The sequence below is a fragment of the Rhizobium sp. 768_B6_N1_8 genome (assembly GCF_051811225.1).
Lineage (GTDB): Bacteria > Pseudomonadota > Alphaproteobacteria > Rhizobiales > Rhizobiaceae > Rhizobium.
This window is the reverse complement of record NZ_JBPWPV010000001.1, coordinates 414,399-440,480: the sequence shown is the minus strand read 5'-3', so window position 1 is coordinate 440,480 and position 26,082 is coordinate 414,399. Positions and strand designations below refer to the sequence as shown.

The 26,082-nt window shown below is 61.8% G+C and carries 22 protein-coding genes; 7 read left to right on the top strand and 15 right to left on the bottom strand.

Features of this window, described 5'->3' with window-relative positions:
- Positions 1-60 precede the first annotated feature (60 nt).
- Positions 61-1,428: a putative bifunctional diguanylate cyclase/phosphodiesterase gene (locus AB8B33_RS02160; RefSeq protein ID WP_439014194.1), complete on the bottom strand. Its 1,368-nt coding sequence runs from the start codon at positions 1,426-1,428 to the stop codon at positions 61-63.
- Between the two features lie 127 nt (positions 1,429-1,555).
- Positions 1,556-3,271, bottom strand: coding sequence for a response regulator (locus AB8B33_RS02155; RefSeq protein ID WP_439014193.1), 1,716 nt, complete (start codon positions 3,269-3,271; stop codon positions 1,556-1,558).
- A gap of 183 nt (positions 3,272-3,454) precedes the next feature.
- Here AB8B33_RS02155 and mutL point away from each other — a divergent pair, with 183 nt between their 5' ends.
- On the top strand, positions 3,455-5,272 hold the full coding sequence (mutL, locus tag AB8B33_RS02150) for a DNA mismatch repair endonuclease MutL (protein WP_439014192.1): 1,818 nt from the start codon (positions 3,455-3,457) through the stop codon (positions 5,270-5,272).
- Positions 5,273-5,339: 67 nt separating this feature from the next.
- The gene (locus AB8B33_RS02145; protein ID WP_439014191.1) at positions 5,340-5,567 is read left to right on the top strand and encodes a DUF2093 domain-containing protein; all 228 of its coding nucleotides are present in this window, start codon (positions 5,340-5,342) and stop codon (positions 5,565-5,567) included.
- On the opposite strand, the gene lpxK is transcribed toward AB8B33_RS02145, so the two are convergent.
- From lpxK to AB8B33_RS02115, 6 genes are all read right to left on the bottom strand, one after another.
- Positions 5,564-6,607: a tetraacyldisaccharide 4'-kinase gene (lpxK, locus tag AB8B33_RS02140; protein ID WP_439014190.1), complete on the bottom strand. Its 1,044-nt coding sequence runs from the start codon at positions 6,605-6,607 to the stop codon at positions 5,564-5,566. The two genes, AB8B33_RS02145 and lpxK, sit on opposite strands and share 4 nt — an antisense overlap.
- Positions 6,608-6,711: 104 nt before the next feature.
- Complete coding sequence (locus AB8B33_RS02135) at positions 6,712-7,434, bottom strand: HAD family hydrolase (protein WP_439014189.1); 723 nt, start codon at positions 7,432-7,434, stop codon at positions 6,712-6,714.
- A 9-nt stretch (positions 7,435-7,443) separates the two neighbouring features.
- Positions 7,444-8,763 (bottom strand): lipid IV(A) 3-deoxy-D-manno-octulosonic acid transferase, encoded by a 1,320-nt coding sequence (gene waaA / locus AB8B33_RS02130; RefSeq protein ID WP_310378567.1) that lies wholly within the window; start codon positions 8,761-8,763, stop codon positions 7,444-7,446.
- A gap of 168 nt (positions 8,764-8,931) precedes the next feature.
- The gene (locus AB8B33_RS02125; protein WP_007814234.1) at positions 8,932-9,180 is read right to left on the bottom strand and encodes a DUF4170 domain-containing protein; all 249 of its coding nucleotides are present in this window, start codon (positions 9,178-9,180) and stop codon (positions 8,932-8,934) included.
- Between the two features lie 61 nt (positions 9,181-9,241).
- Complete coding sequence (locus tag AB8B33_RS02120) at positions 9,242-10,048, bottom strand: 3'(2'),5'-bisphosphate nucleotidase CysQ (RefSeq protein ID WP_439014188.1); 807 nt, start codon at positions 10,046-10,048, stop codon at positions 9,242-9,244.
- 16 nt (positions 10,049-10,064) lie between these two features.
- Positions 10,065-11,414, bottom strand: a complete 1,350-nt coding sequence (locus AB8B33_RS02115) for a TldD/PmbA family protein (RefSeq protein WP_310378571.1) — start codon at positions 11,412-11,414, stop codon at positions 10,065-10,067.
- Positions 11,415-11,528: 114 nt separating this feature from the next.
- On the opposite strand from AB8B33_RS02115, the gene AB8B33_RS02110 reads away from it, so the two are divergent.
- The gene (locus AB8B33_RS02110; RefSeq protein ID WP_439014187.1) at positions 11,529-13,340 is read left to right on the top strand and encodes a monovalent cation:proton antiporter-2 (CPA2) family protein; all 1,812 of its coding nucleotides are present in this window, start codon (positions 11,529-11,531) and stop codon (positions 13,338-13,340) included.
- A 12-nt stretch (positions 13,341-13,352) separates the two neighbouring features.
- On the opposite strand, the gene AB8B33_RS02105 is transcribed toward AB8B33_RS02110, so the two are convergent.
- Genes AB8B33_RS02105 through AB8B33_RS02095 form a run of 3 tightly spaced genes read right to left on the bottom strand, consistent with a single transcriptional unit; the run spans position 13,353 to position 16,947 of the window.
- Entirely contained in the window at positions 13,353-14,234 is an 882-nt protein-coding gene (locus AB8B33_RS02105; protein ID WP_439017174.1) for a patatin-like phospholipase family protein, read from the bottom strand.
- Between the two features lie 18 nt (positions 14,235-14,252).
- Positions 14,253-14,813 (bottom strand): 16S rRNA (guanine(966)-N(2))-methyltransferase RsmD, encoded by a 561-nt coding sequence (rsmD, locus tag AB8B33_RS02100; RefSeq protein ID WP_037105838.1) that lies wholly within the window; start codon positions 14,811-14,813, stop codon positions 14,253-14,255.
- Positions 14,794-16,947 (bottom strand): pseudouridine synthase, encoded by a 2,154-nt coding sequence (locus AB8B33_RS02095; protein ID WP_439014186.1) that lies wholly within the window; start codon positions 16,945-16,947, stop codon positions 14,794-14,796. The genes rsmD and AB8B33_RS02095 overlap by 20 nt, the downstream gene beginning before the upstream one ends.
- Before the next feature lie 90 nt (positions 16,948-17,037).
- Between AB8B33_RS02095 and AB8B33_RS02090 the strand changes: the two genes are divergently transcribed.
- Positions 17,038-17,475 carry a nucleoside deaminase gene (locus AB8B33_RS02090; RefSeq protein WP_439017173.1) on the top strand — a complete coding sequence of 146 codons (438 nt, stop codon included), beginning with the start codon at positions 17,038-17,040 and terminating at the stop codon, positions 17,473-17,475.
- A 296-nt stretch (positions 17,476-17,771) separates the two neighbouring features.
- Positions 17,772-18,014 carry a hypothetical protein gene (locus AB8B33_RS02085; RefSeq protein ID WP_439014185.1) on the top strand — a complete coding sequence of 81 codons (243 nt, stop codon included), beginning with the start codon at positions 17,772-17,774 and terminating at the stop codon, positions 18,012-18,014.
- Positions 18,015-18,111: 97 nt separating this feature from the next.
- On the opposite strand, the gene AB8B33_RS02080 is transcribed toward AB8B33_RS02085, so the two are convergent.
- Both AB8B33_RS02080 and ileS read right to left on the bottom strand, forming a co-directional pair.
- Positions 18,112-18,741 carry a hypothetical protein gene (locus tag AB8B33_RS02080; protein WP_113321884.1) on the bottom strand — a complete coding sequence of 210 codons (630 nt, stop codon included), beginning with the start codon at positions 18,739-18,741 and terminating at the stop codon, positions 18,112-18,114.
- A gap of 131 nt (positions 18,742-18,872) precedes the next feature.
- Complete coding sequence (gene ileS / locus AB8B33_RS02075) at positions 18,873-21,779, bottom strand: isoleucine--tRNA ligase (protein WP_439014184.1); 2,907 nt, start codon at positions 21,777-21,779, stop codon at positions 18,873-18,875.
- A gap of 599 nt (positions 21,780-22,378) precedes the next feature.
- Between ileS and AB8B33_RS02070 the strand changes: the two genes are divergently transcribed.
- Positions 22,379-23,593, top strand: coding sequence for an MFS transporter (locus tag AB8B33_RS02070; RefSeq protein WP_439014183.1), 1,215 nt, complete (start codon positions 22,379-22,381; stop codon positions 23,591-23,593).
- Positions 23,594-23,595: 2 nt separating this feature from the next.
- Here the strand turns inward: AB8B33_RS02070 and AB8B33_RS02065 are convergent, their stop codons facing one another.
- Positions 23,596-24,579 carry a bifunctional riboflavin kinase/FAD synthetase gene (locus AB8B33_RS02065; protein WP_113325778.1) on the bottom strand — a complete coding sequence of 328 codons (984 nt, stop codon included), beginning with the start codon at positions 24,577-24,579 and terminating at the stop codon, positions 23,596-23,598.
- 14 nt (positions 24,580-24,593) lie between these two features.
- A complete protein-coding gene (locus AB8B33_RS02060) occupies positions 24,594-25,442 on the bottom strand; it encodes a TIGR01459 family HAD-type hydrolase (RefSeq protein ID WP_439014182.1) in 849 nt (282 codons plus the stop codon).
- A gap of 319 nt (positions 25,443-25,761) precedes the next feature.
- Here AB8B33_RS02060 and groES point away from each other — a divergent pair, with 319 nt between their 5' ends.
- The gene (gene groES, locus AB8B33_RS02055) at positions 25,762-26,058 is read left to right on the top strand and encodes a co-chaperone GroES (RefSeq protein ID WP_007814205.1); all 297 of its coding nucleotides are present in this window, start codon (positions 25,762-25,764) and stop codon (positions 26,056-26,058) included.
- The last annotated feature ends 24 nt before the right edge of the window (positions 26,059-26,082 follow it).

Here is a 26,082-nt window from a genome sequence, read left to right as displayed (position 1 = left end):
CGGAGAGTAGAGCGTAAGCGATGGCGTCCCATGGGCGCCATCGTTTCTTTGCTTCTGCCGCTATGCGCTCGCGCGTTCGGTTGCGCTTGTGTCGTAATAATAGTTCTCGTGCAGGAAGCGCAGTGTAGCGATGCCATCGGCCGGCCGGCCGAAATGATAGCCCTGCCCCATGCCGCAGCCGAGCATGCGCAGCTTGACCGCTTCCGAATAATCCTCGATGCCCTCGGCCACGACTTCCAGCTCCAGACCTTCGCACATGGCAAGGATCGCCTTGATGATGTGCTCGGAGGCGCGGTCGGAATTGATGCGCGAGACGAAGGCGCGATCGATCTTGATCTTGTCGAAGATGAAATCGCGCAGGCGCCCGAGGCTCGACTGGCCGGTGCCGAAATCGTCAAGCGAGATGCGCACGCCGGCGGCCCTCAGATCGGCGATGATCCGGTGCGCGGTGTCGGCAGAGCTCATGACAGCCGTCTCGGTGATCTCAAGCTCAAGACGATGCGGGTCGAAACCGACGCGGCCGAGGATCGACAGAATGCTGCTGCTCGTGCCCGGATCCATGAGCTGGGCCGAAGACAGATTGAAGGACAAGAAGAGTTCTCGCGGCCAGGAGAGTGCGGCTTCCGCAGCCTTGCGCAGCAAGGCTTCCGACAGGGCATCGATGAAACCGCGCTCTTCGGCGAGCGGCACGAAGACGCCAGGCGAGACGAAGCCGAGATCGGGATCGTTCCAGCGGGCAAGTGCCTCGAAGCCCACCACCTGGTTGTTGGCGAGCGAGACGATCGGCTGGAAATGCACGTCGATTGCGTCGGAGATGATGGCGTTTCGAAGCGCTTGTTCGAGCTGGGTCGCCCGTTTCATCTCCTGCGCTATCTCGCGCGAATAGACGGTGATCTGACCGCGGCCGCGGCGCTTGGAACGATAGAGTGCGGTTTCGGCACTCTTCAGCAGCTCCTCGCAATCCTCGCCGGCAAAGGGATAGATCGCAAAGCCGAAGGAGGCTGAAAGGCGCACGTTGCGGTCGCCGAGATCGTAGGGAGCCGACAGCACCTCGCGGATCATCTGGCCGAACTTTTCCGCACTGGCGCGCTCGAAGATCAGCGGCAGGACGAAGGCGAACTCGTCGCCGTCATGACGGGTGACCACCGCACCATCCGGAATGCAGGCTTTCAGACGATGAGCGACCTGGCACAGGATTTCGTCACCGGCGGCGGAGCCGAAGAGATCGTTGATCGGCTTGAAGCTGTCGAGATTGGCGATACCGATGGTGAAGGGCGCAGGATCGCTGGCCCGCTCGGCAGAAATCTGTATCACCTTGTCCCGCATGCGATTGCGGTTTCCCAATCCGGTCAGCGGATCGGTATAGGCCATAGACTGGAGTTCGCTTTGACTCACAGTCGTGAATGGTACTTCCGCCGACACCATCACTCCAAACCCAGGGTTTTCCTCCACACCGTGGTGAAGATGACGGGCAAATCTTAACAATTCGATAGTAAATCGGCGGGACTACAACCCGAAGCATTCCCAAATTCTGGGGAGTTGACGGATATTTTATTTAGACCTGCGCCTTAAGCGGCTCATCTATCAGGTGTTTCTGAAATACCGTTTCCAGGATGTCGGGGCTGACCGGTTTCATGATGACGTCATCCATTCCGGCCTTGGCGCATTCCGCTCGATCGCGCTCGAAGGCCTGTGTCAGCACGCCGATAATCGGGGTTCGCGTGCCCTGCCCCTCTTCCATCTGGCGAATGAGGCGCGACGCTTCAAAACCGTTGAAGACCGGAAGCGAAATATCCATCAGCACGATCTGTGGCCTGTGTTCGGCCCAGAGACGAACGACCTCTTCGCCGGTCGCTGCGATCCGATGGCGGTAACCGAGACCTTCGAGGATCTGCGTGAAGACGATCTGGTTGATGTCATTGTCCTCGGCGACGAGAACCTGCAAGCCTACGGTTTCTTCAGTCGTGGTGATTTCCCAGTCGCCTTCAGTGCCGCCGCCACGTCCGCTGCGGTTGAAGTGGCGGGCGATCTGGAAGGTCAGCTCGTTGGCGATCTGGAAGCCATCCATGACGAGGGCGGGAATGCCGTATTGTTCGGTGAGCTCCAGGCAGCGCATGCCCATCTGGTTATCGATGATCAGAAGATCGAGCGAGATGCCGGAGGAGCTGGCAATCTCGAGGAAACGTTCCTCCTCATCCTCGCCACGGACCGAGCAGGCCTCGAAGCCGTATTTGGCGAGCGTGCGCAGCGCGGCAGCCTCGGCGGCGAGATCCGAGGTAACGACGAGGATCTTTCGGCCGGAGAAGTTTTCCGGAACGATCGCCTCCATCGCCGCAGGCTCGCGACGCTGCGATGCGCTCGGCACCGGCACATAGGCGCGGCGGTAGGTCTGGTTGCTGGAGGTGGTGATCTCGGAGGCCTGATTGAATTCATCGAGATCGTCGCCGTCGCGCGGCAGGTCTTGCATGGTCGAGACGAGAAAATAACGTCCAGGCTTGCCGATCCTGTGCTTGCGGCTGACGATGTCGCGCTCGGTGCCGTCGCGGGCAATTTGGCGCTGGCGGGAGACCGACATTTCACCGGTTTCCAGTACGTGACGGTCGCTTTCCTCGAAGCGCGTGGCAATGTCAGGCGAAAACAGATCACCGCTCTTGCGGCCAAGAACCTCGTCCGCCGTCGTCTGGTACTTCTCGCAGAAGGCTTTGTTGACGGCGACGTAGGCGAGGTTGCGATCCTTGACGAAGAGCGGGAACGGCAGATGGTCGAGAATGTCCTCGGTGAGCTGTACGCGCTCCAGGTCGTAGCGCCACTGTTCCTCTCGCTTCCGCGCCTCAGAAATATCGGAGACGATAGTCACGCCGTAGCCGTTCGGCAGGCGGCGCTTCAAAAAGCGCACCCAGCGGTCGGCGCCGTGGCGCTCGACGGATTCGAAACGTTCGCGCCAATGGGAGGCGATGCGCTGAGACAACCAGTCCTCGCGACTGAGCGAACCCGGTTGATGCACGAGGGTCTGCTCGCGAAAGCCTGTGTCGTAGACCGCACTCAGGAAATCACGAAGCCGGGTGCCCGGTCGAAGCACATCCTCAGGCACCGGAAAGAATTCCATGACCTGATGGCTGGCAAAGATAAGAAGATCGTTGCGATCATAGATGACGAACGCAGCAGAAAGACTATCGCATACCGCATCGAAAAGCACCGTCTGAAGGTCAGCCTCAGGCGGCAGTGCGTCACTCGCAGATGATGTGTCCGCCTTTTCGAAGCCGGCACTCATTCCTTCACGTCCCACATCTATCCGATTTTCGCAGTTTCGCAGGTGTATGAATAAAATGCCGTTTTTGTCTTAAGAGCCGCTTAACGGTAATGACCCCCAAATTTGGGGGAGAAGCCTCCGGTGTCCTCTCACAGGCTAATGAAAACCCTTTCCTCGGGGCCGCGAATCCTCGAAAATAGGGATATGGCCATCAGACAGCTCTCCGAAACGCTCATCAACCAGATCGCCGCCGGTGAAGTCATCGAACGGCCGGCGAGTGCTGCAAAAGAATTGATCGAAAACGCGCTCGACGCAGGCGCCACCCGTATCGAAATCGCAACCGCCGGCGGCGGCAAGGCGCTGCTGCGCGTAAGCGACAACGGTGCCGGCATGGATGCCGCCGATCTGGAACTTGCCGTCAAGCGGCACTGCACCTCGAAAATATCGGAGACGCTCGACGACATTCGCACGCTCGGTTTTCGCGGCGAAGCATTGCCGTCCATCGGTTCGGTGGCGCGGCTCAGCATCGCAAGCCGCAGGCGTGATAGCGCGGCCGGCAACGAAATTTCCGTTGCCGGCGGCAAGATCGTGCATCTGCGCCCGGCAGCCGGCAATCCGGGAACGATCGTCGAAGTGCGCGACCTGTTTTTCGCGACGCCGGCGCGGCTGAAATTCCTGAAGACGGAGAAGGCGGAAGCGGCGGCAATCACCGAGATCGTCAAGCGCATAGCGATCGCCTTTCCGGGTGTGCGCTTCGTGCTGTCAGGCCCCGACCGTTCGACGCTGGAATTTCCGGCAACCGGCGAGGATCATCTGGCGCGCATGGCGCAGATACTCGGCAAGGACTTCCGCGACAATGCCATCGCCATCGACGCCGAACGCGAGGATGTACAGCTGACCGGCTTTGCCGGCGTGCCGACCTTCAACCGGGGCAATTCGGCCCATCAATATGCCTTCGTCAACGGCCGCCCCGTGCAGGACAAACTCATCCTCTCAGCGATCCGCGGCGCCTATGCCGAAACGATCCCGGCCGGCCGTTATCCGGTCGCGGTGCTTTCGATCACGCTCGATCCGGCGCTGGTGGACGTCAATGTGCATCCGGCGAAATCCGACGTCCGCTTCCGCGATCCGGGACTGGTGCGCGGGCTAGTCGTCGGCGCAATCCGCGAAGCACTTGCCCGTGACGGCAGCCGGGCGGCAACGACCGGCGCAAGCGACATGCTGCGCGCCTTCCGCCCCGGTTTCCAGGCTGCACCACAGCGGCCGCAGGCACCATGGTCGGCGGCAACCTCCCCATCCCGGCCGTATCAGCCGAGTGCCGGTTTCGGCGAGAGGCCGCAAGCTTCCTTCGACGGGCTCGTCCATCCGACGGCCCGTTCCGAACCGGCTTTCCAGCCCGCACCACAGCCTCTTGCCGCTGCTGCCGCCGAACCTTTGGCGCGCTATCCGCTCGGCGCTGCCCGGGCGCAGATTCACGAAAACTATATCGTCGCCCAGACCGATGACGGCATCGTCATCGTCGATCAGCACGCGGCTCACGAACGGCTGGTCTTCGAAGCCATGCGTAAGGCCTTACACTCCAAGAGGCTCGCCTCGCAGGTGCTGCTGATCCCCGAAATCGTCGACATTCCCGAAGAGGATTGCGACCGGCTGATCGCGCATGCCGAGGAATTTTCCGAGCTTGGCCTTGCGATCGAACGCTTCGGGCCGGGCGCCATTGCCGTGCGCGAGACGCCGGCCATGCTCGGTGAAGTGAATGCGCAGGGCCTCATCCGCCAGCTTGCCGATGAGATCGCCGAATGGGATACGGCCTCCGGTCTCACCACCAAGCTCGAATATGTGGCGGCGACCATGGCCTGCCATGGCTCGGTGCGATCAGGGCGACGGCTGCGGCCGGAAGAAATGAATGCGCTTTTGCGCCAAATGGAAATGACCCCAGGCTCCGGCCAGTGCAATCACGGACGCCCGACCTATATCGAACTCAAGCTTGCCGATATCGAGCGGCTGTTCGGCCGGAGCTGAAAAAGCTGGCAAAACGGCTTCTCGGGGAGTATGGCAGACAGATGACAGACTGCAGGGAATGGAGCGCATGAACTTGTTCGAAGGACACGGAAACCGCGAGGCGAAGATCCGTTATCTCGACGGCGATTTCCAGATTCTGTCGCCCGGCTCCTATGTCGTCTGCGCACTGACAGGCAAACAGGTCCCGCTCGACGAACTTCGCTACTGGAGCGTGGCGCGGCAGGAGCCCTATGTCGATGTCGCCTCCGCACTGGAAGCCGACCGGCGCGCCGGCGTTCTGCCGACCCAACGCTAAGTTTTTGCCTTTGCCTCCTTGAGCCTCCGCTCACGGCAGGCTTCAAAGGCTCGGTCGATGATGAGACCGGGGGCGAGCGGGTCGGTGAAGGCCATTTCCACCTCGATGACATGGCAGCGGGCCGCAAGCTGCTCCGCCTTGCCGTGATGGCCGGCGAGACGCACGAAATCCTTCGACGTCGTGACGATCGTCAGGTTCTGCTGGTCTGCGGTCATCAGGAGACCGTCGATCTCTTCCTCGCTTAAATGCTCGTGATCGCCGAAGGAGGTCGCGACCTCGATGGTCGCTCCAAGCGAACGGACCGTGCGGAAGAATTTTTCCGGATCGGCAATACCGGCAAAGGCGAGCACTTTGAGCCCCTCCAGATAATTCTCGCCGGGCACTTTCAGCGCGGCGGTAAAATAGGGCTTGGCAGCGCGCGCCGCGATACGGACGATACGGTCAGCCGCATTGCCATCTCCGACCTTCAGAAGCGCGGTCGCCTGGCGCAGTTGCAGGCGAACCGGCGCACGCACCGGGCCACCCGGCACGATATGGCCGTTGCCGAGACCGCGCGTCGCATCGATCACCAGAAGCGCGTAGTCGATTGCGAGCCGCGCACTCTGGAAACCATCGTCCATGATAATGAAATCGGCACCTTCTTCGACGAGCCTCACAGCACCATCGACACGCCTGCGGGAGATCACCGTCAGGGCTTCCTGCGCCAGCAACAGCGGCTCGTCACCGACAGCGACCGCGCGGTGGTGGGTAGGATCGACGACGGTGGTGACATCCAGCAAGCCGCCGTGACCGCGGCTTAAGAAACCGGGCTTGAGACCCTTGGCTTTGGCGGCACGGGCAATGGCAATTGCCGTCGGCGTCTTACCGGCGCCGCCGACCGTGAAATTACCGACGCAGATGACGGGGATCGGAACCGAGGCGCGGCGCGCATGGACCATGCGGTAGCCCGCCACACGACCATAAAGGAAAGAAAGGGGCGACAGAGCCCATGCCTGCCAACCTGCCCGCCTCCACCAGAAAGGCGGCGCTTCGGATATCATGATGCCGTCCCGTTTCCCTTGCCCTCACCCCCAGGCGAGGTCTCACAAAATCGACCGGGGCGGATTGAGAAGCCAAAACGCGTGAAAATGCAAGTCTTTGCGCGTCAGGCCAGCTGCAGATCCGGCAGCAGGGCTTCGATGTGGGTGATGTCATCGAAAACATGATCGGCGGAGGCGGAGAGTGATTCACGCGAGCCGGTGCCGGTCAGAACCGCGATCGTCAGGCCGGTTTTTGCATTCCTGCCCATATGAAGATCGTGATTGTTGTCGCCGACCATAGCGATCTCTTCCGGCTGCAGGCCCGTCGCAGCGCAGAAGCCGAGCACCATGCCGGGCTCAGGCTTGCTGCCGAAGCCGCTGTCGTAGCCGGCGATGTAGTCAACATAGTCGGAAATGCCGAAGCGCTGGGCCGTTTGGCGGATCGAGCGCTCATTGTCGCTGGAGGCGATGCCGAGCTTGAAGCCACGGCTGTGCAGGCGTCCAAAGAAGGCTGCGAGATCGGTGACCGGCACAGAGAATTCTGCGGCATTGGCAAAGAGATTGTCGAGCTTGATCGTCAGCTCGATCACATCGAGTTTTGAGCCGGCGGCAACGAGGCCTTCCGCGATCTGGTGGGTATTGCCGGCAGCAAGCAGGCTGTCGGGAACAATATGGCCCGTGACGGGGTCCATGCCGCATGCGGCAAGCAGGTGATCGGCGAGCGCCGCGTCGCCTTCGGCGGCGATATGAGCAAGCTCGCGGTTTACTGGCAGCCAGCTTTCATCATAGTCGAGCAGCGTACCGTCCTTGTCGAAGAGGATGCCCCTGATCTTCGCCTCTGCAGACATAACCGCTCCTCAGGCCTGCGCCACGGCCTTCGGCAGCAGACGCGCCTTCACCGTCAGCGGATTGATATAGGGCTCCAGCCCCTTCAACGTGGCGCTGAGCGCGCCGCGCATTTCATGCACGGCCGCAATACCGGCCTGGATCATCTTGCCGCGCGCCTCGTCATTGGTCAGCAGGTAATGCACGCCCTTCGCCAGCATCTCGGTATCACGCACCATGCGGGCGCTGCCGCTGCGCGCGAGCTTCTGATAGGCCTCGCGGAAATTCTGCACATTGCCGCCCGAAAGGATGGCACAGCCGAGCATGGCCGGCTCGAGCGGGTTCTGGCCGCCCTCGGCAAAGAGTGAGCGGCCGACGAAAGCCACTTCCGTCAGGCGTAGATAAAGGCCCATTTCGCCGATCGTATCACCAAGGAAGATATCGACATCCGGGGTCAGAACATCGTCACGCGTACGGCGAGCGACCTTCAGACCCTGCTTGACGAGGGCTGCCTCGATCTCGTCAGCGCGCTCGGGGTGGCGCGGCACGATAATGGTCAGCTGTTTGTCACGGTCGCGCAGCGCCCGATGGACGATGCCGGCGGCATTTTCCTCGCCGTCGAAGGTGGAGATCGCCGCCCATGTCTTGCGGTCGCCGATCTGCTTCTTATAGCGGGCGAAAACAGCGCTGTCATAGGGCGGAGCGTCGGTATCGACCTTCAGGTTGCCTGAGGTGATGACCGGTACAGCGCCGAGATCGCGGAAACGCTCTGCATCCAGATCTGACTGGGCAATGACGAGCGCCAGATTTTCGAAGAGCGCCTCGGCAAGCGACGGGCGGCGGCGCCAGCGGGCGAACGAGCGGTCGGACATGCGGGCATTGACGAGGATCTGCGGAATGCGGCGACGACCAAGTTCAAGCACGGTCGCGGGCCAGATTTCGGATTCGGCAATGATGGCGCAATCCGGCTGCCAGTAGTCGAGGAAACGGCCGACAGCAGGTTTCAGGTCGAGCGGCACATATTGATGGATCGCGTCATTGCCGAGACGTTCAGCTGCAAGCCTTGCCGAGGTGATGGTGCCCGTCGTCAGGATGACATGGATGTCGCGGCGGCGGATTTCACGGATCAGGGGAATGACAGCGTTGGTTTCGCCAACGCTTGCGGCATGAAACCAGACAAGCGGGCCTTGCGGCCGATTGGCGCTCGCATAGCCGAAGCGCTCCAAACGGCGGGCGCGGTCTTCCTTGCCCTTGGCCGTGCGGTAGGTGATGTAGAGGCCGACGACCGGCGACGCCACAGTTCCCGCCAGACGGTACGCGTTCAGACCGATCCGCGCCATCCGGGAGCTCATTCAGCAGACCTCCGACCTATGCAGATCGACATCAATCCATTTCCCTAATTATCGTTGCGGCCGCAATGACCGATCAATTTGTTCAGAATGCGTCGATCAAGGGCAAGGAACCGATGCGCAAAGGCCTCCGCTGTGGACAGCGGAGGGCCAGCGGCTTGCTGCTAGGGCTCACTTGCTCCCAGTCGTATCCTGCGGATCGAGCAGACGATGCATGTGGACGATGAAATAGCGCATATGCGCATTGTCGACCGTTTGCTGCGCCTTGGCCTTCCAGGCCGTCAGTGCCGTGGCATAGTCGGGGAAAATACCGACAATATCGAGATCCCCAAGATCCCGGAACTGGATGCCTTCAAGGTTTTCGAGTTCGCCACCGAAGACGAGGTGCAGGAGCTGCTTTTTACCGCCGGAGTCCGTCATTTTTATTCTCTTTCTGCCTATTCTCCTCCGGCCCTTCATCTGAGGGATTTTGACGGAAACGTCAACCGTCTCTTAGCTGAGTGAACAAGTCCAGATATTCACGGAGACGCGGGACAGGCGAAGCGCAGAGCGCCTCGTGGCTGACTTTCTCTCTATTATAGGTTGTCGGGTGACCCGAGAGGTCGACGAGACCACCGCCGGCACGTTCGAGAATAAGATCGGCTGCCGCAATATCCCAGTCGTGGGCATTCCGCCCGACAAACGTCGTGTCCAACCGGCCATCGGCCACCATGGCGATGCGGTAGGCGAGCGAGGGGATATATTTGACGCGTTCGCTGCGTTCACGAACCGCCGCCGGCAGAATCTTGAACAGCTCCTCGCTGACGGCAAGCTGGCTGAGATCAGCTTCGCCGCGCGTGGAGACGGAAATCGGCTCGCCGTTTTTCAGCGCAGGGCCGCCTTCCATCGCTTCGTAGAGTTCATCGAGCGCCGGCGCATAAAGCGCGCCCGCAACGGGACGGCCGCGATGGACGATGCCGACGCTGACGCACCAGAGATCCTTGCCGGCGAGGAATGCCCTGGTACCATCGATCGGATCGACGATGAACAGCGTCTCGTGTTCCAGACGGCCGGCATCGTCGTCGGTCTCTTCCGACAGCCAGCCATAGTCCGGCCGCGCCCCGCGCAGGATGGTTTCAAGCGTTTCATTGGCGGCGAAATCGGCGGCGCTGACGGGCGAGCGTTCCTCATTCTTCCACCAGACTTCCGGTGACTTGTTGAAGAAGCCAAGTGCGACGGCGCCCGCCTGTCTTGCGGCATCGGCGATCAGTGCGAGATCGCTCTGCCAGCGGTTGTCCGTGTCGCTCATCGCGTCGATCCGTTCGTCAGCGGCCGGCAAGCGTCATGCCTTCAATGGCGAAGGTCGGAGCCGCCACACCGAATTTACGGTCGATGTCGTTAGCGAGCGTCAGCCGCATGAACATGTCCTTGAGGTTGGAGGCGATCGTCACCTCCGATACCGGGAAGGTGAGTTCGCCGTTTTCGATCCAGAAACCAGTCGCGCCCCGGCTGTATTCGCCGGTTATCATGTTGACGCCCTGGCCGATCAGCTCGGTCACATAGAAACCGTTGCCAACGCTGCGGATCAGCTCTTCCGGCGAAATGTCGCCCGGCTCCAGCGCCAGATTGGTCGAGGCAGGCGTGACAGAGGTGCCGCCGCGCACGCCGCGGCCATTGGTTTCCAGACCGCCGATCTCGTTTGCGGTGGAGGTCGACAGGAACCAGTGCTTGAGTACCCCGTCCTCGATCATGACCAGCCGCTCGCCGGAAACGCCCTCGCCATCGAAGGGACGCGAGGATGGGCCGCGCACGATCAACGGATCGTCGGTGATCGACAGGCCCGCTTTCAGCACCTGCTGGCCCATCTTGTCGCGCAGGAAACTCGTCTTGCGGGCAACCGACGCACCATTGATGGCGCCGGCAATATGGCCGACGAAACCACGAGCGATGCGGGGATCGAAGATGACGGTAATACCCTTGCCGGTCGGCACCTGCCGGGGATTAACGCGTTTGATGGCGCGCTCGCCGGCCCTGCGGCCGATCTCGGCGGCATCGTCCAGTTCGGAATAATAGAGGCGGCTGTCGAAATCATAGTCGCGCTCCATGCCCGTGCCTTCGCCGGCAATGACGCTGACGGAGTTGCCGAAGCGCGAAGCCATATAGCTGCCTTCGAAGCCATGCGAGGTGGCGAGCACCAGCCCGCCCATTCCGGCAGAGGCGCCAGCGCCGGAGGAATTGGTGACACCTTTCACTGCAAGAGCCGCCGCTTCGGCGGCAAGAGCCGCTTCCCGCAACTGATCGGCGCCGACTTCGGTCGTGTCGAGAAGCTGCAGGTCGGGATAGGTTTTTGCGAGCCTGTTCTCATCGGCGAGGCAGGCAAACGGATCTTCCGGCGAGACCTTGGCCATGGCGACGGCGCGTTCAGCCAGCGCCTGCAGGTCGAAACCCGGATTGGCGGAAACGCTTGCCACCCGCTTGCCAACGAAGACACGGAGCGAAAAGTCGTCGCTCTCGGAGGACTCCGTGCCTTCGACCTTGCCCAGGCGTACGCTGACCGATTGAGCGCGCGAGCGAACGACGACAGCGTCGGCGGCATCAGCACCTGCCTTTTTCGCCAGATCGATCAGTTGACTTGCACGGGAAAGAAGTGTCGAGGAATCGATTTCAGAGGACATGATTTGGCCTTTCCTTCCCGTTCCATTTATTGTGCACTCCCGAAAGCATCAAGGCCGTGGATGCCGATTCTTTTCCTCGCTGCCTGCTTGCCCCGCCATCGAAAGAAATGAAGCATGTCCGCACCCAACGCTCTTTTCACCGAAACGATCCTGCTGCTCGGCGGCGCGGTCGTCGCCGCACCGATCTTCAAGAAGCTCGGGCTCGGCACGGTTCTCGGCTATCTGGCGGCGGGTATCGTCATCGGGCCGATCTTTCATGGCATTACCGATGGCGAGCAGATCCTCGATGTCGCCGAGCTCGGTGTCGTCTTCCTGCTGTTCATCATCGGGCTTGAACTGAAGCCCACCCGCCTCTGGCAGATGCGGCGCGACATCTTCGGTCTCGGCACCGCGCAGGTGGTGGTGACGGGCTTTGCGCTGACAGCACTTGCCTGGTTTTCCGGCGTGCTCGAATGGCGCGGCAGCATCGTCGCCGGCTTCGGGCTGGCGCTTTCTTCCACGGCGTTCGCCATGCAGATCCTCGAAGGTGACGGTGACGTCAATACCCGTTACGGACAGCGCTCCTTCTCCATGCTGCTGTTTCAGGATCTGGCGATCGTGCCGCTTCTGGCTGTCGTCACCATCCTCGACGGCGACAAGGGCAGCGGTAACCCACTCGTCGACTTCGGCATTTCCGTTGCGGCGGTCGGTGCGATGATCATCATGGGCCGATACCTGCTGACGCCCCTCTTTCAGATCATCGCCCGCACCGGCGCGCGCGAAGCGATGATCGCGGCCGCGCTCTTCGTCGTCATGGGATCGGCAAGCCTGATGCAGTTTGCCGGGCTCTCGATGGCGATGGGTGCTTTCCTGTCCGGCGTCATGCTGGCGGAATCCTCCTACAGGCACGAGCTGGAAGCCGATATCGAACCCTTCCGCGGCGTGCTGCTCGCTATCTTCTTCATCGCCGTCGGCCTGTCGTTGCAGCTTCAGGTGCTGCTCGACAATGTGCTCTTCATCATCATTGCCGTGCCGATCATTATGGCGGTGAAAGCGCTCATCATCTACGTGCTCTGCCGTGTGGCGCGTTCTTCGCATAACGATGCCGTTCGCATCGCCTTCCTGCTGCCGCAGGGCGGGGAATTCGGTTTCGTCCTCTTCACCACGGCCGCTGTCGCCGGGCTGATGTCGAGCAGCACGGCTTCGCTGCTCGTTGCGATCGTCACCCTTTCCATGGCGCTGACGCCGCTGGGTGCCGCCCTCTCCAAGCGAATGCTGACGGGAGAGGATCACGAAGAGTTGGACGAGGATTTCGAGGGTGCGGGTGCTGATGTGCTGATGGTCGGCTTCTCGCGTTTCGGCCAGATCGCCGCGCAGATCCTGCTTGCCGGCGGCCGCAGCGTCACCGTCATCGATTTCTCCGCGGACCGCATCCGGCAGGCGTCCTCCTTCGGTTTTCGCATCTATTTCGGCGATGGCACCCGCAAGGATGTGCTGCGTTCGGCCGGCATTGATAGGGCCAAGATCGTGCTCGTCTGCACCCAGAAGAGGGAAATCACCGACAAGATCGTCGAACTGATCCAGGCCGACTACCCGCAGACGACGCTCTTCGTGCGCTCCTATGACCGCATTCACTCCATCGAACTGCGCAACAAGGGCGTCGATTACGAGCTGCGCGAAACGCTGGAATCCGGTCTGCTCTTCGGCCGGCGCACACTGGAGGCGCTCGGTGTCGCCGAAGTCGATGCCTACGAGATCGGCGAGGACATTCGCAAGCGCGACGAGGCGCGGCTGGTGCTGCAGGTTTCGGAGGGCCTGCAAGCAGGACAGGATCTGCTGTTTTCGAAGCCGATCCATCCGGAGCCGCTGGTCAAGCCCAAGCGTGCGCCCGGTCCCTTCGACAACGATCCGCTGGCAAATACGGCCGATGTGACGGCGGACGCCTGAAGCGATACCGGTTTATCGCTTCAGCTGCGCCTCGATTTCCCGATCGAGCGCATATTTCAGCTCGTCCTTGACGCCAACCGACATGGCAAGCACATCGCGCGCCTTCAGGAAATCCATGACGCCTGTGCGGCCGACGATAGGGCGCAGGAAGATATGCGGCCGCAGGAGCTTCAGCTTCAGGGAAATCGCCGCCTGCATCATCAGCTGGCCGGAGCCGAAGATGCTTTCCATCCGGTTCGGGATATGGGTGCCGTCGCCTTCGGGCGCGCCGACGACATCGATGCCGATGACGATATCGGCGATGTCCATCAGGCATTCGTAAGGAACGGGATTGGCAATGCCGCCATCGATCATCACCCGGCCGTGCAGCCTGACCGGCATGAAGACCGCAGGAATAGCCGATGATGCGGCAAGTGCCGGAAAAAGCTGGCCTTCTTCGACGATGACCTCGGCCTGGCCATAATAGTCGGTGGTGATCACTTTCATCGGCACTAGCAGATCTTCGAAGCGCGCCGGAAGCTCTGAGGGCAGGAAGGCTTTCAGGATGCGTTCGAGATTGAACTGGCCAATGCGGATGCCCTTGGCCACGGCATCGCGTACGGTCGTCGGGCGCAGCCCCCAGATACGACTGACGACAGCTGCCTTGTTGCCGACGGTTGCCAGCGCATGTTCGCGGATCTCCGCACCCGACATGCCGGCCGCCATACCGGCGCCCATAATGGCGCCGATGGAGGAACCAGAGATCGCCACCGGGCGGATGCCGAGTTCATCCAGCGTTTCGATGATGTGGATATGCGAGAGGCCGCGTGCGCCACCGCCGCCGAAGGCGACGGCAACCGTCGGTAGGTCGCTGATCGCAGGCGATTTCGGACTGATGATTTCCGCCTGCACGATCTGCCCCCAACGCGCCCGCTACTGCGGCTGATACCGGAAGAAATGTACTCTTGTATCGCCGAATATTCGGCTTTCGAGGAAAACATAGGAAGGATGAACCGAAACGGCAACATCCGCGCGTTCTTCCAGAACGGTAATCGCGCCAGGCTTGAGCCAGCCGCCTTCGGCCGCCGCCGCAAGCGCCTTCTCTCCCAGCCCCCGGCCATAGGGCGGATCGGCAAAGAGCATGTCGAAAGGCTCGAGATTGCCGATGCTGCCGAGATCGGTCGCATCACGGCGCAGGATTCGCGTCCTACCATGCAGGCCGAGCGCATCGATGTTTTCCCAGAGAAGCGCCCTGCCCTCCACGCTGTTTTCAACGAACAGCGCATGGCGACAGCCGCGCGAGACGGCTTCGAGGCCGACCGCGCCCGTACCGGCGAAAAGATCGAGTATCCGGGTGCCGTCGATGCATTCCGGATAGGCATGGCTCAGAATGTTGAACAGGCTCTCACGCGTCCGGTCCGCTGTCGGCCGGATGTCGTTGGATTTTGGTACGGCAAGCGGCCGTCCGCGAAACTCACCGCCGACGATCCGCACCGCGCGTCATTCCCTTGCCTTTCGCACCACCTCTGGACGGCCCGCCCGAAGGCTTGCCACCACCGCCCGGTCGATCGCCCTTCGGCTTGCCGGAAAAATTCTTTGCCCCGCGGGGTTTGTCGCCTTGGGGACGTTCCGAACGGGCCTCGCCGCCAAAGCTTCTCGCCGGACGCGAAGCACGCTCGCCACCCTCCTCGCGCGGACGATCGCGGAAGGAACGCGGGCGTTCTTCCCCCTCCGTACGCGGACGACGTTCGCCGCGCGGCTTGTCACCAAAGGGTTTGTCGCCGCGGACGCGCTCGGAGCGGCCTTCGCCGCCAAAGCTTCTGGCGGGACGCGAAGCGCGTTCGCCTCCGTCCTCACGCGGCCGATCGCGGAAGGAACGCGGGCGCTCTTCTCCCTCCGTACGCGGACGACGGTCACCGCGCGGCTTGTCGCCGAAGGGTTTGTCGCCACGCGGACGCTCCGAGCGACCTTCGCCGCCAAAGCTTCTGGCCGGACGCGAAGAACGTTCGCCACCTTCCTCACGCGAGCGGCTGCGGAAGGGACGCGAGCCCTCTTCGCCTTCCGTGCGTGGACGGTGCTCGCCACGCGGCTTGCTACCAAAGGGCTTGTCGCCACGAGGACGCTCCGAGCGGCCTTCGCCGCCAAAGCTTCTGGCTGGGCGCGAAGAACGCTCGCCCCCCGCTTCGCGCGGACGGTCGCGGAAGGAACGCGGGCGCTCCTCTCCGTCCGTACGAGGACGACGTTCACCACGCGGCTTGTCGCCGAAGGAACGCTTGCGGCCGAAACCTTCATCCTCATCGCGCTTGCTGGGCGTCTCGCTCGAACGGATCCACTCGCCATCCTCTTCGTGGACGCGATTGATCTGCGGGCGCAGGCGATCGGCTGCAGGATCGAAGCGCTGCTCCTTCACTGGGGCCGTTTCACCGCGACGGCGTGCGGTCTGAGCATTCTTGGCAGCCTTGGCGGCGGCCTTCTCGCCGAGCGGACGGGCACCGGGCGCCATCCACACATTGGCGTTGCGGCGGCTGCCGAGGGCCGGACGCTTCGGCCGGTCATCTTCGCTGCGGCGGTCATCCCGTCGCTCGTCCCGCTTATCATCACGACGGTCGTCGCGCTTGGTATCGAGGCGGCTCAACGCCCGTTCGCGCTTGTCTTCCTCGCGACGCGGACGCTCGCGGCGCTCCGGCGCCGGTTCCTCGGGCTCTTCGGCGGCAACGGCCGGGGCATTGTAGAGCGGCGCATCGAAATTCGCCTTGGCATCCTCGATGAGGCGCGGACCGAGCTGGTCGCGCAGCGTGCGGCCGCGCACCTCGACCACGTGACCTTCGGGCAATTCGCCAAGCTGGAAGGGGCCGTAGGAGATGCGGATCAGGCGGTTGACCTCAAGACCAAGCGCGCCGAGCACGTTCTTGATTTCGCGGTTCTTGCCTTCGCGCAGGCCCATGGTGATCCAGACATTGGACCCCTGCGTGCGATCGAGCGTCGCTTCGATGGAGCCGTAGAGAACGCCGTCGACGGCAATGCCATCCTTCAGCTTGTCCAGCGCATCCTGATCGATATCGCCGTGGGCGCGGACGCGGTAGCGACGCAGCCAGCCGGTGGTCGGCAGTTCCAGCGCACGGGCCAGACCGCCGTCATTGGTGAGCAACAGCAGGCCTTCTGTGTTGATGTCGAGACGACCGATCGACATGACACGCGGAAGTTCTTCCGGCAGATTGTCGAAGACGGTCGGGCGTCCCTCGGGATCGGAATTCGTCGTCACAAGTCCCTGCGGCTTGTGGTAGAGCCACAGGCGGGTGCGCTCGATGCCGCGGATCGGCACGCCATCGACTTCGATCTTGTCTTCGAGCGTGACGTTGACGACGGGCGTGTCCAGGAGCTTGCCGTTCAGCGTGACGCGGCCGTCCATGATCATGCGTTCGATATCGCGACGGGAGGCGACGCCAGCGCGCGCCATCACCTTGGAGATGCGTTCCGCCTTGGCATCGCCATCCGCTTCGTTAGCAGCGACTTTCGCGGCAGCAGCCTTCAACGGCTTCTCGCTGCCGGTCTTCGGGCCGCTTCCGGACCGGGCTTCGCGCGCGGGGGCCTTGGTGCCGGGGCGTTTTGGCTTGTCTTTGGGTGTCATTTGTTGTTTGCCTGCCTTTTCGGCCTGTCTATCAGGTCATGCACCTGCGGTTAAGTGGAAATTCTTGCGAACGTGAAGACAAATCGATTTATGGAGATGGCGCTCGAGGAAGCGCGCGCTGCCGGGGAGCGCGGCGAAGTGCCGATCGGCGCGGTCGTCGTCGTCGATGGCGCGGCAGTCGCCGCCTCCGGAAACCGCACGCGGGAACTCAACGACGTCACCGCCCATGCCGAGATCGACGCCATTCGCATGGCCTGCGAAAAGCTTGGCCAGGAACGTCTTGCCGGCGCCGACCTCTATGTCACGCTGGAGCCTTGCACCATGTGTGCGGCGGCCATATCCTTCGCCCGCATCCGCAGGCTTTATTACGGCGCGGAAGACCCGAAGGGCGGAGCGGTCGATAGTGGCGTGCGCTTCTATGCCCAGCCGACCTGCCATCATGTGCCGGAGGTCTATTCCGGCTTCAACGAGACCGAGGCGGCGGATATGCTGAGGGCATTCTTTTCTGAGAGAAGAGACCTGCCATGATCCTAGAGCCTTTCCTGGTTAGATTGAAGCATTCTGCCGGAGCAGGTTTTCGTCAGGGCAAAGGCGATCGGCGAAGGGCATACCCCTCGGTACGTCCGAGCCGATCGCCTTTGATCCTGGCGGAAAGATGCCCGGCCCTTCGGGTTGGCTGAAACGGGCCGCCTGATCGACCGGCCGGCTTGGCCGGAGATCTGGCTACGACGCGCGCCGGCCGGTCGATCATCCGACTCCGTTTGAGCCAACAGAATGCTTCAATCTAACCAGGAAAGGCTCTAGCCATCGGAACCATCATCGTCATGGGCGTGCTTGCCGCCTACGCCAACCGGACAGTTGCGCCCGGCGTGGCGAAGCTGCCGATGCAATGGTCACTGAACGGAAGCGTGAACTGGACGGCGCCGCGGACGATCGCTTTCGCCTTCATTCCAGGGCTTGCAGCTATCATCATGGCCGCGATCCTGCTCAGCGACCAAGTGCGCAATGCCGATATCGCCTTGATGGGTGCGTCCTTCTCGCGTGCCAGCTTCTGCATATCACGCTGACGCGACGCTGGTTTAACGCGTCGCGCCGCTAAACATTTCCGTTTTGCTTCTACGCATTCCGGACGCAAAACCGCTGCGCATTCTTGCTGAATTGCTTTTACTGAAGGATCTGCCACCACTTGGTGCCGCTATTGGCGACCGCTGCATCCTTCTTGCGCTGCTTCGCCTTCTTCTGCTCCGGCGTGCCGAGGTCATCGAGCTTGGCAGGATCGTCGACGGCGCGATATTCGGTCGGCGGATCGGAAATGTAGCGGCGCTGGTCGATATAGGCGCCCTTCTGCAGGGCACGGGCTTCGCGATAGGCCTTGGTCTGGGCTTCGGACGTCTGGCGGCCGCCCTCGATGGCGGAGCTGGCGAGCGGCGAACGATAGCTCGGATTGTCCGAATTCTCGTCGGCTTCCTTCACGAGACGGGCGCGGGCCTCTTCCGGGGATTCAACCCACTCAGGATTGTCCTTGTTGGCGACATTCTGCTGCGGCGCGACGAGCGTTTCCTTCTGCGCGGGCGCAGGCATGACCAGCGTCGGGCGCGGCGTATATTTCACACCGGTGTTCTTCGGGCCGGGACCGGTCAGCGAAACGGACTGGCCGAGGTCGTCGGCAAGCTGTTCCATGGCGGTCTTGTCGGTACCGTAGGTCGGGCTGCTGGCGCAGCCGGACATCGTGGAGCTTGCCGCCAGAACAAGAGACAGGCAGGCGCCCAAACGGAACCAATGCGTCGCTAACATGAAAACCCTTCCCGCATGCCGGAATCAGTACTGCCCACCGGACAATCGTCCCCCTGACGCAAAAATCCGGCCATTTTCAGGCAGCTTTTACCGGATGAACGCCATAAAGGCAATTCACCCGGCAAATATCTTCAGGCACGGATGCCGAGTTCGCGGAGTGCCGCTGCGTCACGCGCCGAAACGTCGGGATAATCAGGATCGGAACCGACATCGGTGGTGATGCGCCAGGAACGTGCACATTTTACGCCTTCGGCAAGCTTCGGAACGACGGCGACTTCAGGCACTTCCGGCAGACGGAAAGCGTCAGCCGGGCCGGCGTCCGCCTTGATGGTGATGCCGGAGGTGATGCAGACCTCGCTGAAATCCTGGCCCTCAAGTGCCTTGCGCAGTTCCGCGTCGGCAACATAGACGACGGGGGCTGCTTCCAACGACGAGCCGATGCGCTTGTCCTTGCGCTCGATTTCGAGAGCGCCGGTAACGACGCTGCGGATCGCGCGGATCTGCTTCCACTTTTCGGCCAGAGCATCGTTGCGCCATTCCGTGGCGACGGGAGCAAACTGCTCCAGATGCACGGAGACGGCCGAAGGATTACGCGAGAGCCATGCTTCTTCCGTGGTGAAAGGCAGCATCGGAGCAAGCCAGGTCACCATGCAATCGAAGATCATGCGGATGACGTAGAGTGCCGAACGACGACGAAGGCTGGAGGGCGCATCGCAGTAGAGCGCATCCTTGCGGATATCGAAGTAGAAGGCCGAGAGCTCGACGTTTGCAAAGTCGATCAATGCACGGGCGATCTTCTTGAAGTCGAAGGCGTCATAGTTCTCACGCACGAGCTGGTCGAGCTCGGAGAGACGGTGCAGCATCAGCTGCTCCAGTTCCGGCAGATCCGAGAGCGCGATGACTTCGCCCTTGTCATGCGCCAGCGTGCCGAGCATCCAGCGGATGGTGTTGCGCAGCTTGCGATAGGCATCGACATTGGTCTGGATGATCGTCTTGCCGACGCGCAGATCGTCCGCATAGTCCGAGGTCATGACCCAGAGGCGAAGGATATCGGCACCGGCATCCTTCATCACTTCCTGCGGCGAAGTGACGTTGCCCTTCGACTTCGACATCTTCTCGCCCTTCTCGTCCATGGTGAAGCCATGGGTGAGGACGGCGTCATAGGGCGCTCGGCCACGCGTCGCAGCCGATTCCAAGAGCGAAGAGTGGAACCAGCCACGATGCTGGTCGGAACCTTCGAGGTAGAGATCGGCCGGCCATTTCAGGTCGGGCCGATCTTCCAGTGTGAAGGTGTGCGTCGAGCCCGAGTCGAACCAGACATCGAGAATATCCATGACCTGCGACCACTTGGCCGGGTCATGCTCGTTGCCGAGGAAACGCTCCTTGGCGCCCGCAGCAAACCAGGCATCGGCGCCTTCGGCATCGAAAGCATCGAGAATGCGCTGGTTGACGGCATCGTCCTGCAGCACTTCGCCGTGCTCATCGACGAAGACGCAGATCGGCACGCCCCAGGCGCGCTGGCGGGACAGTACCCAGTCCGGGCGCTGCTCGATCATGGCGCGCAGGCGGTTCTGGCCGGCAGCGGGCACGAAGCGGGTGTCGTCGATTGCCTTCAGGGCGCGGGTGCGCAGCGTGGCGCCGTCTGCCAGGGTCTTGTCCATATAGACGAACCACTGCGGCGTGTTGCGGAAGATCACCGGCTTCTTGGAGCGCCAGGAATGCGGATACTGATGCTTCAGGCGGCCGCGGGCAAAGAGCGCGTTGCGCTCGATCAGCGCCTTGATGACGCGGTCGTTGGCATCGCCCTTCTTGCCGTTGTCGTCGATGACGCGTGCGCCTTCGAAGCCGGGCGCATCGGCGGTATAGAAGCCGCCGTCGTCAACCGGGAACGGGATCTTGCTCTCGATACCGCGTCCCTCGATTTCTCGGGCATGCGCCATCCAGACATCAAAGTCTTCGCGGCCGTGGCTCGGCGACGTGTGAACGAAACCCGTACCGGTATCGTCGGTGACGTGATCGCCTTCGAGTAGCGGTACCAGAAATTCGTAGCCGCCTCCGAGGCCATGCAGCGGATGGGCGCAGGTGATGCCGGCGAGATCGGCAGCCGTGACGTCGGCGAGACGCTTATACTGCAGCTTTGCCTTGGCGAAGGATTCTTCGGCGAGCTTGTCGGCGAAGATCATCTTCTCGCCCGGGCGCGGGCCAAAATCGTTCTCAGCAGCCGTTACCTCATAAAGGCCGTAAGCAACACGCGAGGAATAGGCGATCGCCCGGTTACCAGGGATCGTCCAGGGCGTGGTGGTCCAGATGACGACGGAAGCATCCTTGAGGCTATCAGGGCCCTTCGCGACCGGGAACTTCACCCAGATCGTGTCGCTCTCATAGTCGTGGTATTCAACTTCGGCTTCCGCCAGTGCAGTGCGCTCTACGACCGACCACATGATCGGCTTGGAGCCACGGTAAAGCTGGCCGCTCCTGGCGATCTTCAGAAGCTCGCCGGCGATCCGGCTTTCCGCATGAAAGTTCATCGTCAGATACGGGTTTTCGAAATCGCCGACGATACCGAGACGCTGGAACTCGCCGCCCTGGATGGCGATCCACTTTTCGGCATAGGCGCGGCATTCGCGGCGGAACTCGATCATCGCCGACGGCTCGGTCAGGTCAGGCTTGGCCTTGCCCTTGGCGCGGTAGTTTTCTTCCTCGATCTTCCATTCGATCGGCAGGCCGTGGCAGTCCCAGCCGGGAACGTAGTTGGAGTCGTAGCCGCGCATCTGGAAGGAGCGCGTGATGACATCCTTGAGGATCTTGTTCAGCGCGTGGCCGATATGGATGTTGCCGTTGGCATAGGGCGGGCCGTCGTGCAGGACGAACTTTTCGCGGCCGGCGGCGGAGGCGCGCAGCTTCTTGTAGAGGTCCATCTGCTGCCAGCGGGCAACGAGTTCCGGCTCCTTCTGCGGCAGGCCGGCGCGCATGGGGAAATCCGTCTCGGGCAGGTAGAGGGTCTTCGAGTAATCGATCTTTTCGGCTGTGTCGGTCATGTGTGACAATCGCTTCTGGCGGCCCGAACAAGGGCACGCGGATATGAAATCTGTGGTGACGGAAAGCGCTCGCGCAAGCCAAGCGCCGAAAACCCGGACCTTCCGGCCGCTCAGCGCGCGCGGAAGACCGGGCCGATAATTCGTATCGAATGCGCCAGCCGGAATTTACTCATTGCGCCGGTTCATAAGCGCTTTTCAGCGGAAAAGGAAGAGGGATTTCAGTCTCTCAGCCTCACGAAAAGCCGCCGGCCGGATGCCTGCCGCTTCGCTCCAACGAGATTCATGAACTACGCGCAGGCTCTCGCAGCTCCCCGTGCCGGCGCTGGCAGATTGACGATGACGGCAACGAGGGCGTTCACTGTCTCACCGTTCCAGAACCCTTGTCCATGTCGAGATTGCCTTTCGGCGCCTGGGCACGGTCAATGCGCGGGCGATCGGTTGGCAAACGCCTGGGACAGGCGATGGCTGCAGTTTTGCTGGTCCCAATGCAAAAAATCCCAAAACCCCTGTCGAATTCCCCGTTGCCCGAACGTCTTTGACTCGCAGGCATGGGAAATTCATCATGCCTATCAAACCCGCCCGCAAGGAGTTATGTGGATATGAGCAGTTCCTATCGTTGGGTAATCGTCGCGGCCGGCGCACTGATGACGTGCGTTGCTCTCGGCGCCATGTTTTCTCTCGCAATCTTCCAGCAACCAATCGCCAACGCGACCGGCTGGTCGCATGCCGGCATCGCCAGTGCCATGACGCTGAATTTCATCGTCATGGGCGTAGGCGGTTTCTTCTGGGGTGCTGTCAGCGACCGATACGGACCGCGCCCCGTGGTGCTGATAGGCTCCGTCATCCTCGGGCTGGCGCTGATGCTTGCCAGCCGTGCGGAAACGCTACTGCAGTTCCAGCTGACCTATGGCGTGCTGGTCGGGCTTTCAGCCAGTGCCTTTTTCGCGCCGATGATCGCCGCGACGACGGAGTGGTTCGACGAGAACCGCGGGCTTGCCGTCTCGCTGGTTTCGGCAGGCATGGGTGTCGCGCCGATGACGATCTCGCCCTTCGCGCGCTGGCTGATCACCACCTATGACTGGCGCCCGGCGATGATGATCATCGGCATCGGTGCGCTCATCCTGATGATCCCGGCAGCACTTCTCGTACGTCGGCGGCCGTCGCCGCCGCAGGATGCGCATGAGGCCATCGTGTCAGGTGATGGCAGTGCCCCCAATCTGTGGAAGGTTTTCCGCTCGCCGCAGTTCATTGTGCTCGGGCTGACCTTTTTCGCCTGCTGTGCTGCCCATTCCGGACCGATCTTCCATATGGTGAGCTATGCAACGCTCTGCGGCGTTGCACCGATGGCTGCCGTCAGCATCTACAGTGTCGAGGGTCTTGCCGGTCTCGGCGGGCGCCTGCTCTATGGCACCCTGGCGGACCGGATCGGCGTGAAGCCGGTCATCATCGCAGGCCTGCTGGTGCAGGCGGCGGCCCTTGCCACCTACCTTGCCGTCAGCAAGCTCGGGGAGTTCTATGCGCTCGCCGTCATCTTCGGCAGCGCCTATGGCGGGGTGATGCCGCTTTATGCCGTGCTGGCGCGTGAATATTTCGGCCCGCGCGTTATCGGCACGGTGTTCGGGGCGGCGACAATGCTCTCCAGTATCGGCATGGCCTTCGGCCCGCTGATCGGCGGCTGGATCTACGATACCTATGCCAACTATTCGTGGCTCTTCATCGGCTCCGCGCTGGTCGGGCTCGGTGCGGCGGCAATTGCACTCGCTTTCCCGCCTTTGCCGCGCCAGAAATCACAGCCCGCGCTCGGCACGGCCTGAGGTCAATTGAAACAGAGCTTGCGGTCGAGCTCGCCGAGCGGTCTCACACCTGCCAGCAGTGCCCTCGCTTCCTCCTCGTCGCGCTTGATCTGCGCGACGAGCGGATCGAGCCCGTCGAACTTCAGTTCGGGGCGCAGATAGCCGAAGAAGGAGACCGAACAGGTCTGGCCGTAGAGATCACCGCTGAAATCGAAAAGATAGGTTTCGAGCAACGGCACGCCGTTTTCTGTCACCGTTGGACGCCGGCCGTAGCTTGCCACCGCATCATAGAGCCCGCCGTTTTCGAGGCGGAAACGAACGGCGTAAATGCCGGCTGCAAGTTCCGCTTCCGGCGGCAACTGCATGTTGGCGGTCGGGAAGCCGAGCTGGCGGCCGAGCTTCTCTCCGTCAATGACCTTCGACTGGACCGTATAATGATAGCCGAGCATGGCGGCGACCGAGGAGACATCGCCTTCCTTCAGCAGCGCGCGGATATGGCTCGATGAGACGACATCGGTGTTCTCGTCGCGAAAGGCGTCGATCAGTGTGACGCCGAAACCATACCTGTTACCGGCATCCATCAGGAAGGCAGGCCCACCTTCGCGGCCGCGGCCGAAATGGAAATCGAAGCCGGTCACCACCTCGGACGCGCCAAGCCAGTCCTTCAGGATGGAATGGATGAACTCTTCCGCCGAGCGCTGCGAGAACTCGTAATCGAAGGGATATTCGATGACCGCGTTGAAGCCGAGCTCTTCCAGGATGCGCGCCTTGAACGGTGCGGGCGTCAGGCGGAAGACCGGCGCATCCGGCTTGAAGACGGTGCGCGGATGCGGCTCGAAGGTCAGTACCAGGGCGGGGATACCGCGCTCTTTCGCGATATCGAGAGCCCGGTTCAGCACCGATTGATGGCCGCGATGGACGCCGTCGAAATTGCCGATGGCGATGACACCGCCTTTCAAATGCTCGGGCAGCGGATCACGGGTTTCATTGCGGTGGAAAACGGTCATCGGCTTCAATTCTCTTATGCGAGGCGCGGCATCCACCACTTTGGCGCTGCCTTTTCCCGTTCGAGATAGGCGTGCAGGATCGCCTCGTCGGTCTCACCGTGCAGCGTATATTCCTTCGCGTGAATACCGCCGCTGATGTAAAGAAGGTCGAGGCCATAATTCAAGGCGCCGCGAACATCCGTCGGCATGCCGTCGCCGATCGCCAGCACACGGTTAACAGGGAAATCACCACGGACCTCGCGGGCAGCGGCAAGTGTGGCCTCATAGATCGGCCGGTGTGGCTTGCCTGCGATCCGGGTGGAGCCTCCGAGTTGCTCATAATAGGCGGCCATGGCGCCGGCGCAGGGAATGATGCGGTGACCGCGCTCGACCACGAGGTCGGGATTGGCGCAGATCATCGGCACGTTGCGGGCTTTGAAATCCAGCAGCATGTCCGTGTAGTCCTCGGGCGTCTGCGTCTCGTCGTCGAAAAAGCCGGTGCAGACGACGGATGTGGCTTCGCCGGCGGCAGCGCGCTCGATATCGAGGCCTTCAAGGATCGGATTGTCGCGCTCCGGACCGAGCAGGAAGACCTGCCGCGGGCCTTCAGCAATCAGCGCGCGGGTGACATCGCCCGAAGTGACGATGCGATCATAGGCGTCGTCGGGTACGCCGATCTGGCGGAGTTGCTCGACGACCTGCCAGGAGACGCGCGGCGAATTGGTAATGAGAACGACAGTGAGGCCAGCGGCACGGGCGGCCTGGAGCGCTTCCCCGGCCTTCGGAAAGGGATCGACGCCGTTGTGCACGACGCCCCAGACATCGCAGAGCACCGCATCGTATCGATCGGTGATTTCGGAGAAGTTCGCAATCCGCTTTGCCATTCCGCTTTCCTGCTTCGCTTTCAGTCACCGGTGACATTGCAAAGGCGGGCTTCAATGGCAAGGCATTTTCTGCGCATTTTCTGCGTCAGGCGAAGAACGCCGGAGGTTCAAAAGCTGGACGTGAGCAAAGCTCGGTAACCACGCCGGACAAATCCTGCCTGTCTCCACAATTCCGGCACAAAAATCCGTGATGGCTCTTCTTGACTCCTTCTGAAGCCATCCCTAAATGCACGGCGGTAGCACTCACGGGAGTTGAGTGCTAACACCTTCATTGTGGACCAACCCGGTCCGCGAATGTCATTTGATCGAGGGATTAGCAATGGCAAGCACCAATTTCCGCCCGCTTCACGATCGCGTCGTCGTCCGTCGCGTTGAATCCGAAGCGAAGACCAAGGGTGGCATCATCATCCCGGACACCGCCAAGGAAAAGCCGCAGGAAGGCGAAATCGTCGCTGTCGGTTCCGGCGCTCGTGACGAATCCGGCAAGGTCGTTCCGCTGGACGTCAAGGCCGGCGACCGCATTCTGTTCGGCAAGTGGTCGGGCACGGAAGTCAAGATCGACGGCGAAGACCTTCTGATCATGAAGGAAGCCGACATCATGGGCATTATCGGCTAATCGGCCGATTGTCTTTCATCGAAA

What these genes read in the sequence shown, in the direction of transcription:
- AB8B33_RS02155 (WP_439014193.1), bottom strand. Translation starts at nt 3,271, where the DNA reads ATGAGTGCCGGCTTCGAAAAGGCGGACACATCATCTGCGAGTGACGCA.
- AB8B33_RS02145 (WP_439014191.1), top strand. Translation starts at nt 5,340, where the DNA reads ATGAACTTGTTCGAAGGACACGGAAACCGCGAGGCGAAGATCCGTTAT.
- AB8B33_RS02125 (WP_007814234.1), bottom strand. Translation starts at nt 9,180, where the DNA reads ATGACGGACTCCGGCGGTAAAAAGCAGCTCCTGCACCTCGTCTTCGGT.
- AB8B33_RS02115 (WP_310378571.1), bottom strand. Translation starts at nt 11,414, where the DNA reads ATGTCCTCTGAAATCGATTCCTCGACACTTCTTTCCCGTGCAAGTCAA.
- groES (WP_007814205.1), top strand. Translation starts at nt 25,762, where the DNA reads ATGGCAAGCACCAATTTCCGCCCGCTTCACGATCGCGTCGTCGTCCGT.
- waaA (WP_310378567.1), bottom strand. Translation starts at nt 8,763, where the DNA reads ATGAGCTCCCGGATGGCGCGGATCGGTCTGAACGCGTACCGTCTGGCG.
- AB8B33_RS02095 (WP_439014186.1), bottom strand. Translation starts at nt 16,947, where the DNA reads ATGACACCCAAAGACAAGCCAAAACGCCCCGGCACCAAGGCCCCCGCG.
- AB8B33_RS02070 (WP_439014183.1), top strand. Translation starts at nt 22,379, where the DNA reads ATGAGCAGTTCCTATCGTTGGGTAATCGTCGCGGCCGGCGCACTGATG.
- AB8B33_RS02135 (WP_439014189.1), bottom strand. Translation starts at nt 7,434, where the DNA reads ATGTCTGCAGAGGCGAAGATCAGGGGCATCCTCTTCGACAAGGACGGT.
- AB8B33_RS02060 (WP_439014182.1), bottom strand. Translation starts at nt 25,442, where the DNA reads ATGGCAAAGCGGATTGCGAACTTCTCCGAAATCACCGATCGATACGAT.
- mutL (WP_439014192.1), top strand. Translation starts at nt 3,455, where the DNA reads ATGGCCATCAGACAGCTCTCCGAAACGCTCATCAACCAGATCGCCGCC.
- ileS (WP_439014184.1), bottom strand. Translation starts at nt 21,779, where the DNA reads ATGACCGACACAGCCGAAAAGATCGATTACTCGAAGACCCTCTACCTG.
- AB8B33_RS02110 (WP_439014187.1), top strand. Translation starts at nt 11,529, where the DNA reads ATGTCCGCACCCAACGCTCTTTTCACCGAAACGATCCTGCTGCTCGGC.
- AB8B33_RS02085 (WP_439014185.1), top strand. Translation starts at nt 17,772, where the DNA reads ATGGGCGTGCTTGCCGCCTACGCCAACCGGACAGTTGCGCCCGGCGTG.
- AB8B33_RS02120 (WP_439014188.1), bottom strand. Translation starts at nt 10,048, where the DNA reads ATGAGCGACACGGACAACCGCTGGCAGAGCGATCTCGCACTGATCGCC.
- lpxK (WP_439014190.1), bottom strand. Translation starts at nt 6,607, where the DNA reads ATGATATCCGAAGCGCCGCCTTTCTGGTGGAGGCGGGCAGGTTGGCAG.
- AB8B33_RS02065 (WP_113325778.1), bottom strand. Translation starts at nt 24,579, where the DNA reads ATGACCGTTTTCCACCGCAATGAAACCCGTGATCCGCTGCCCGAGCAT.
- AB8B33_RS02090 (WP_439017173.1), top strand. Translation starts at nt 17,038, where the DNA reads ATGGAGATGGCGCTCGAGGAAGCGCGCGCTGCCGGGGAGCGCGGCGAA.
- AB8B33_RS02080 (WP_113321884.1), bottom strand. Translation starts at nt 18,741, where the DNA reads ATGTTAGCGACGCATTGGTTCCGTTTGGGCGCCTGCCTGTCTCTTGTT.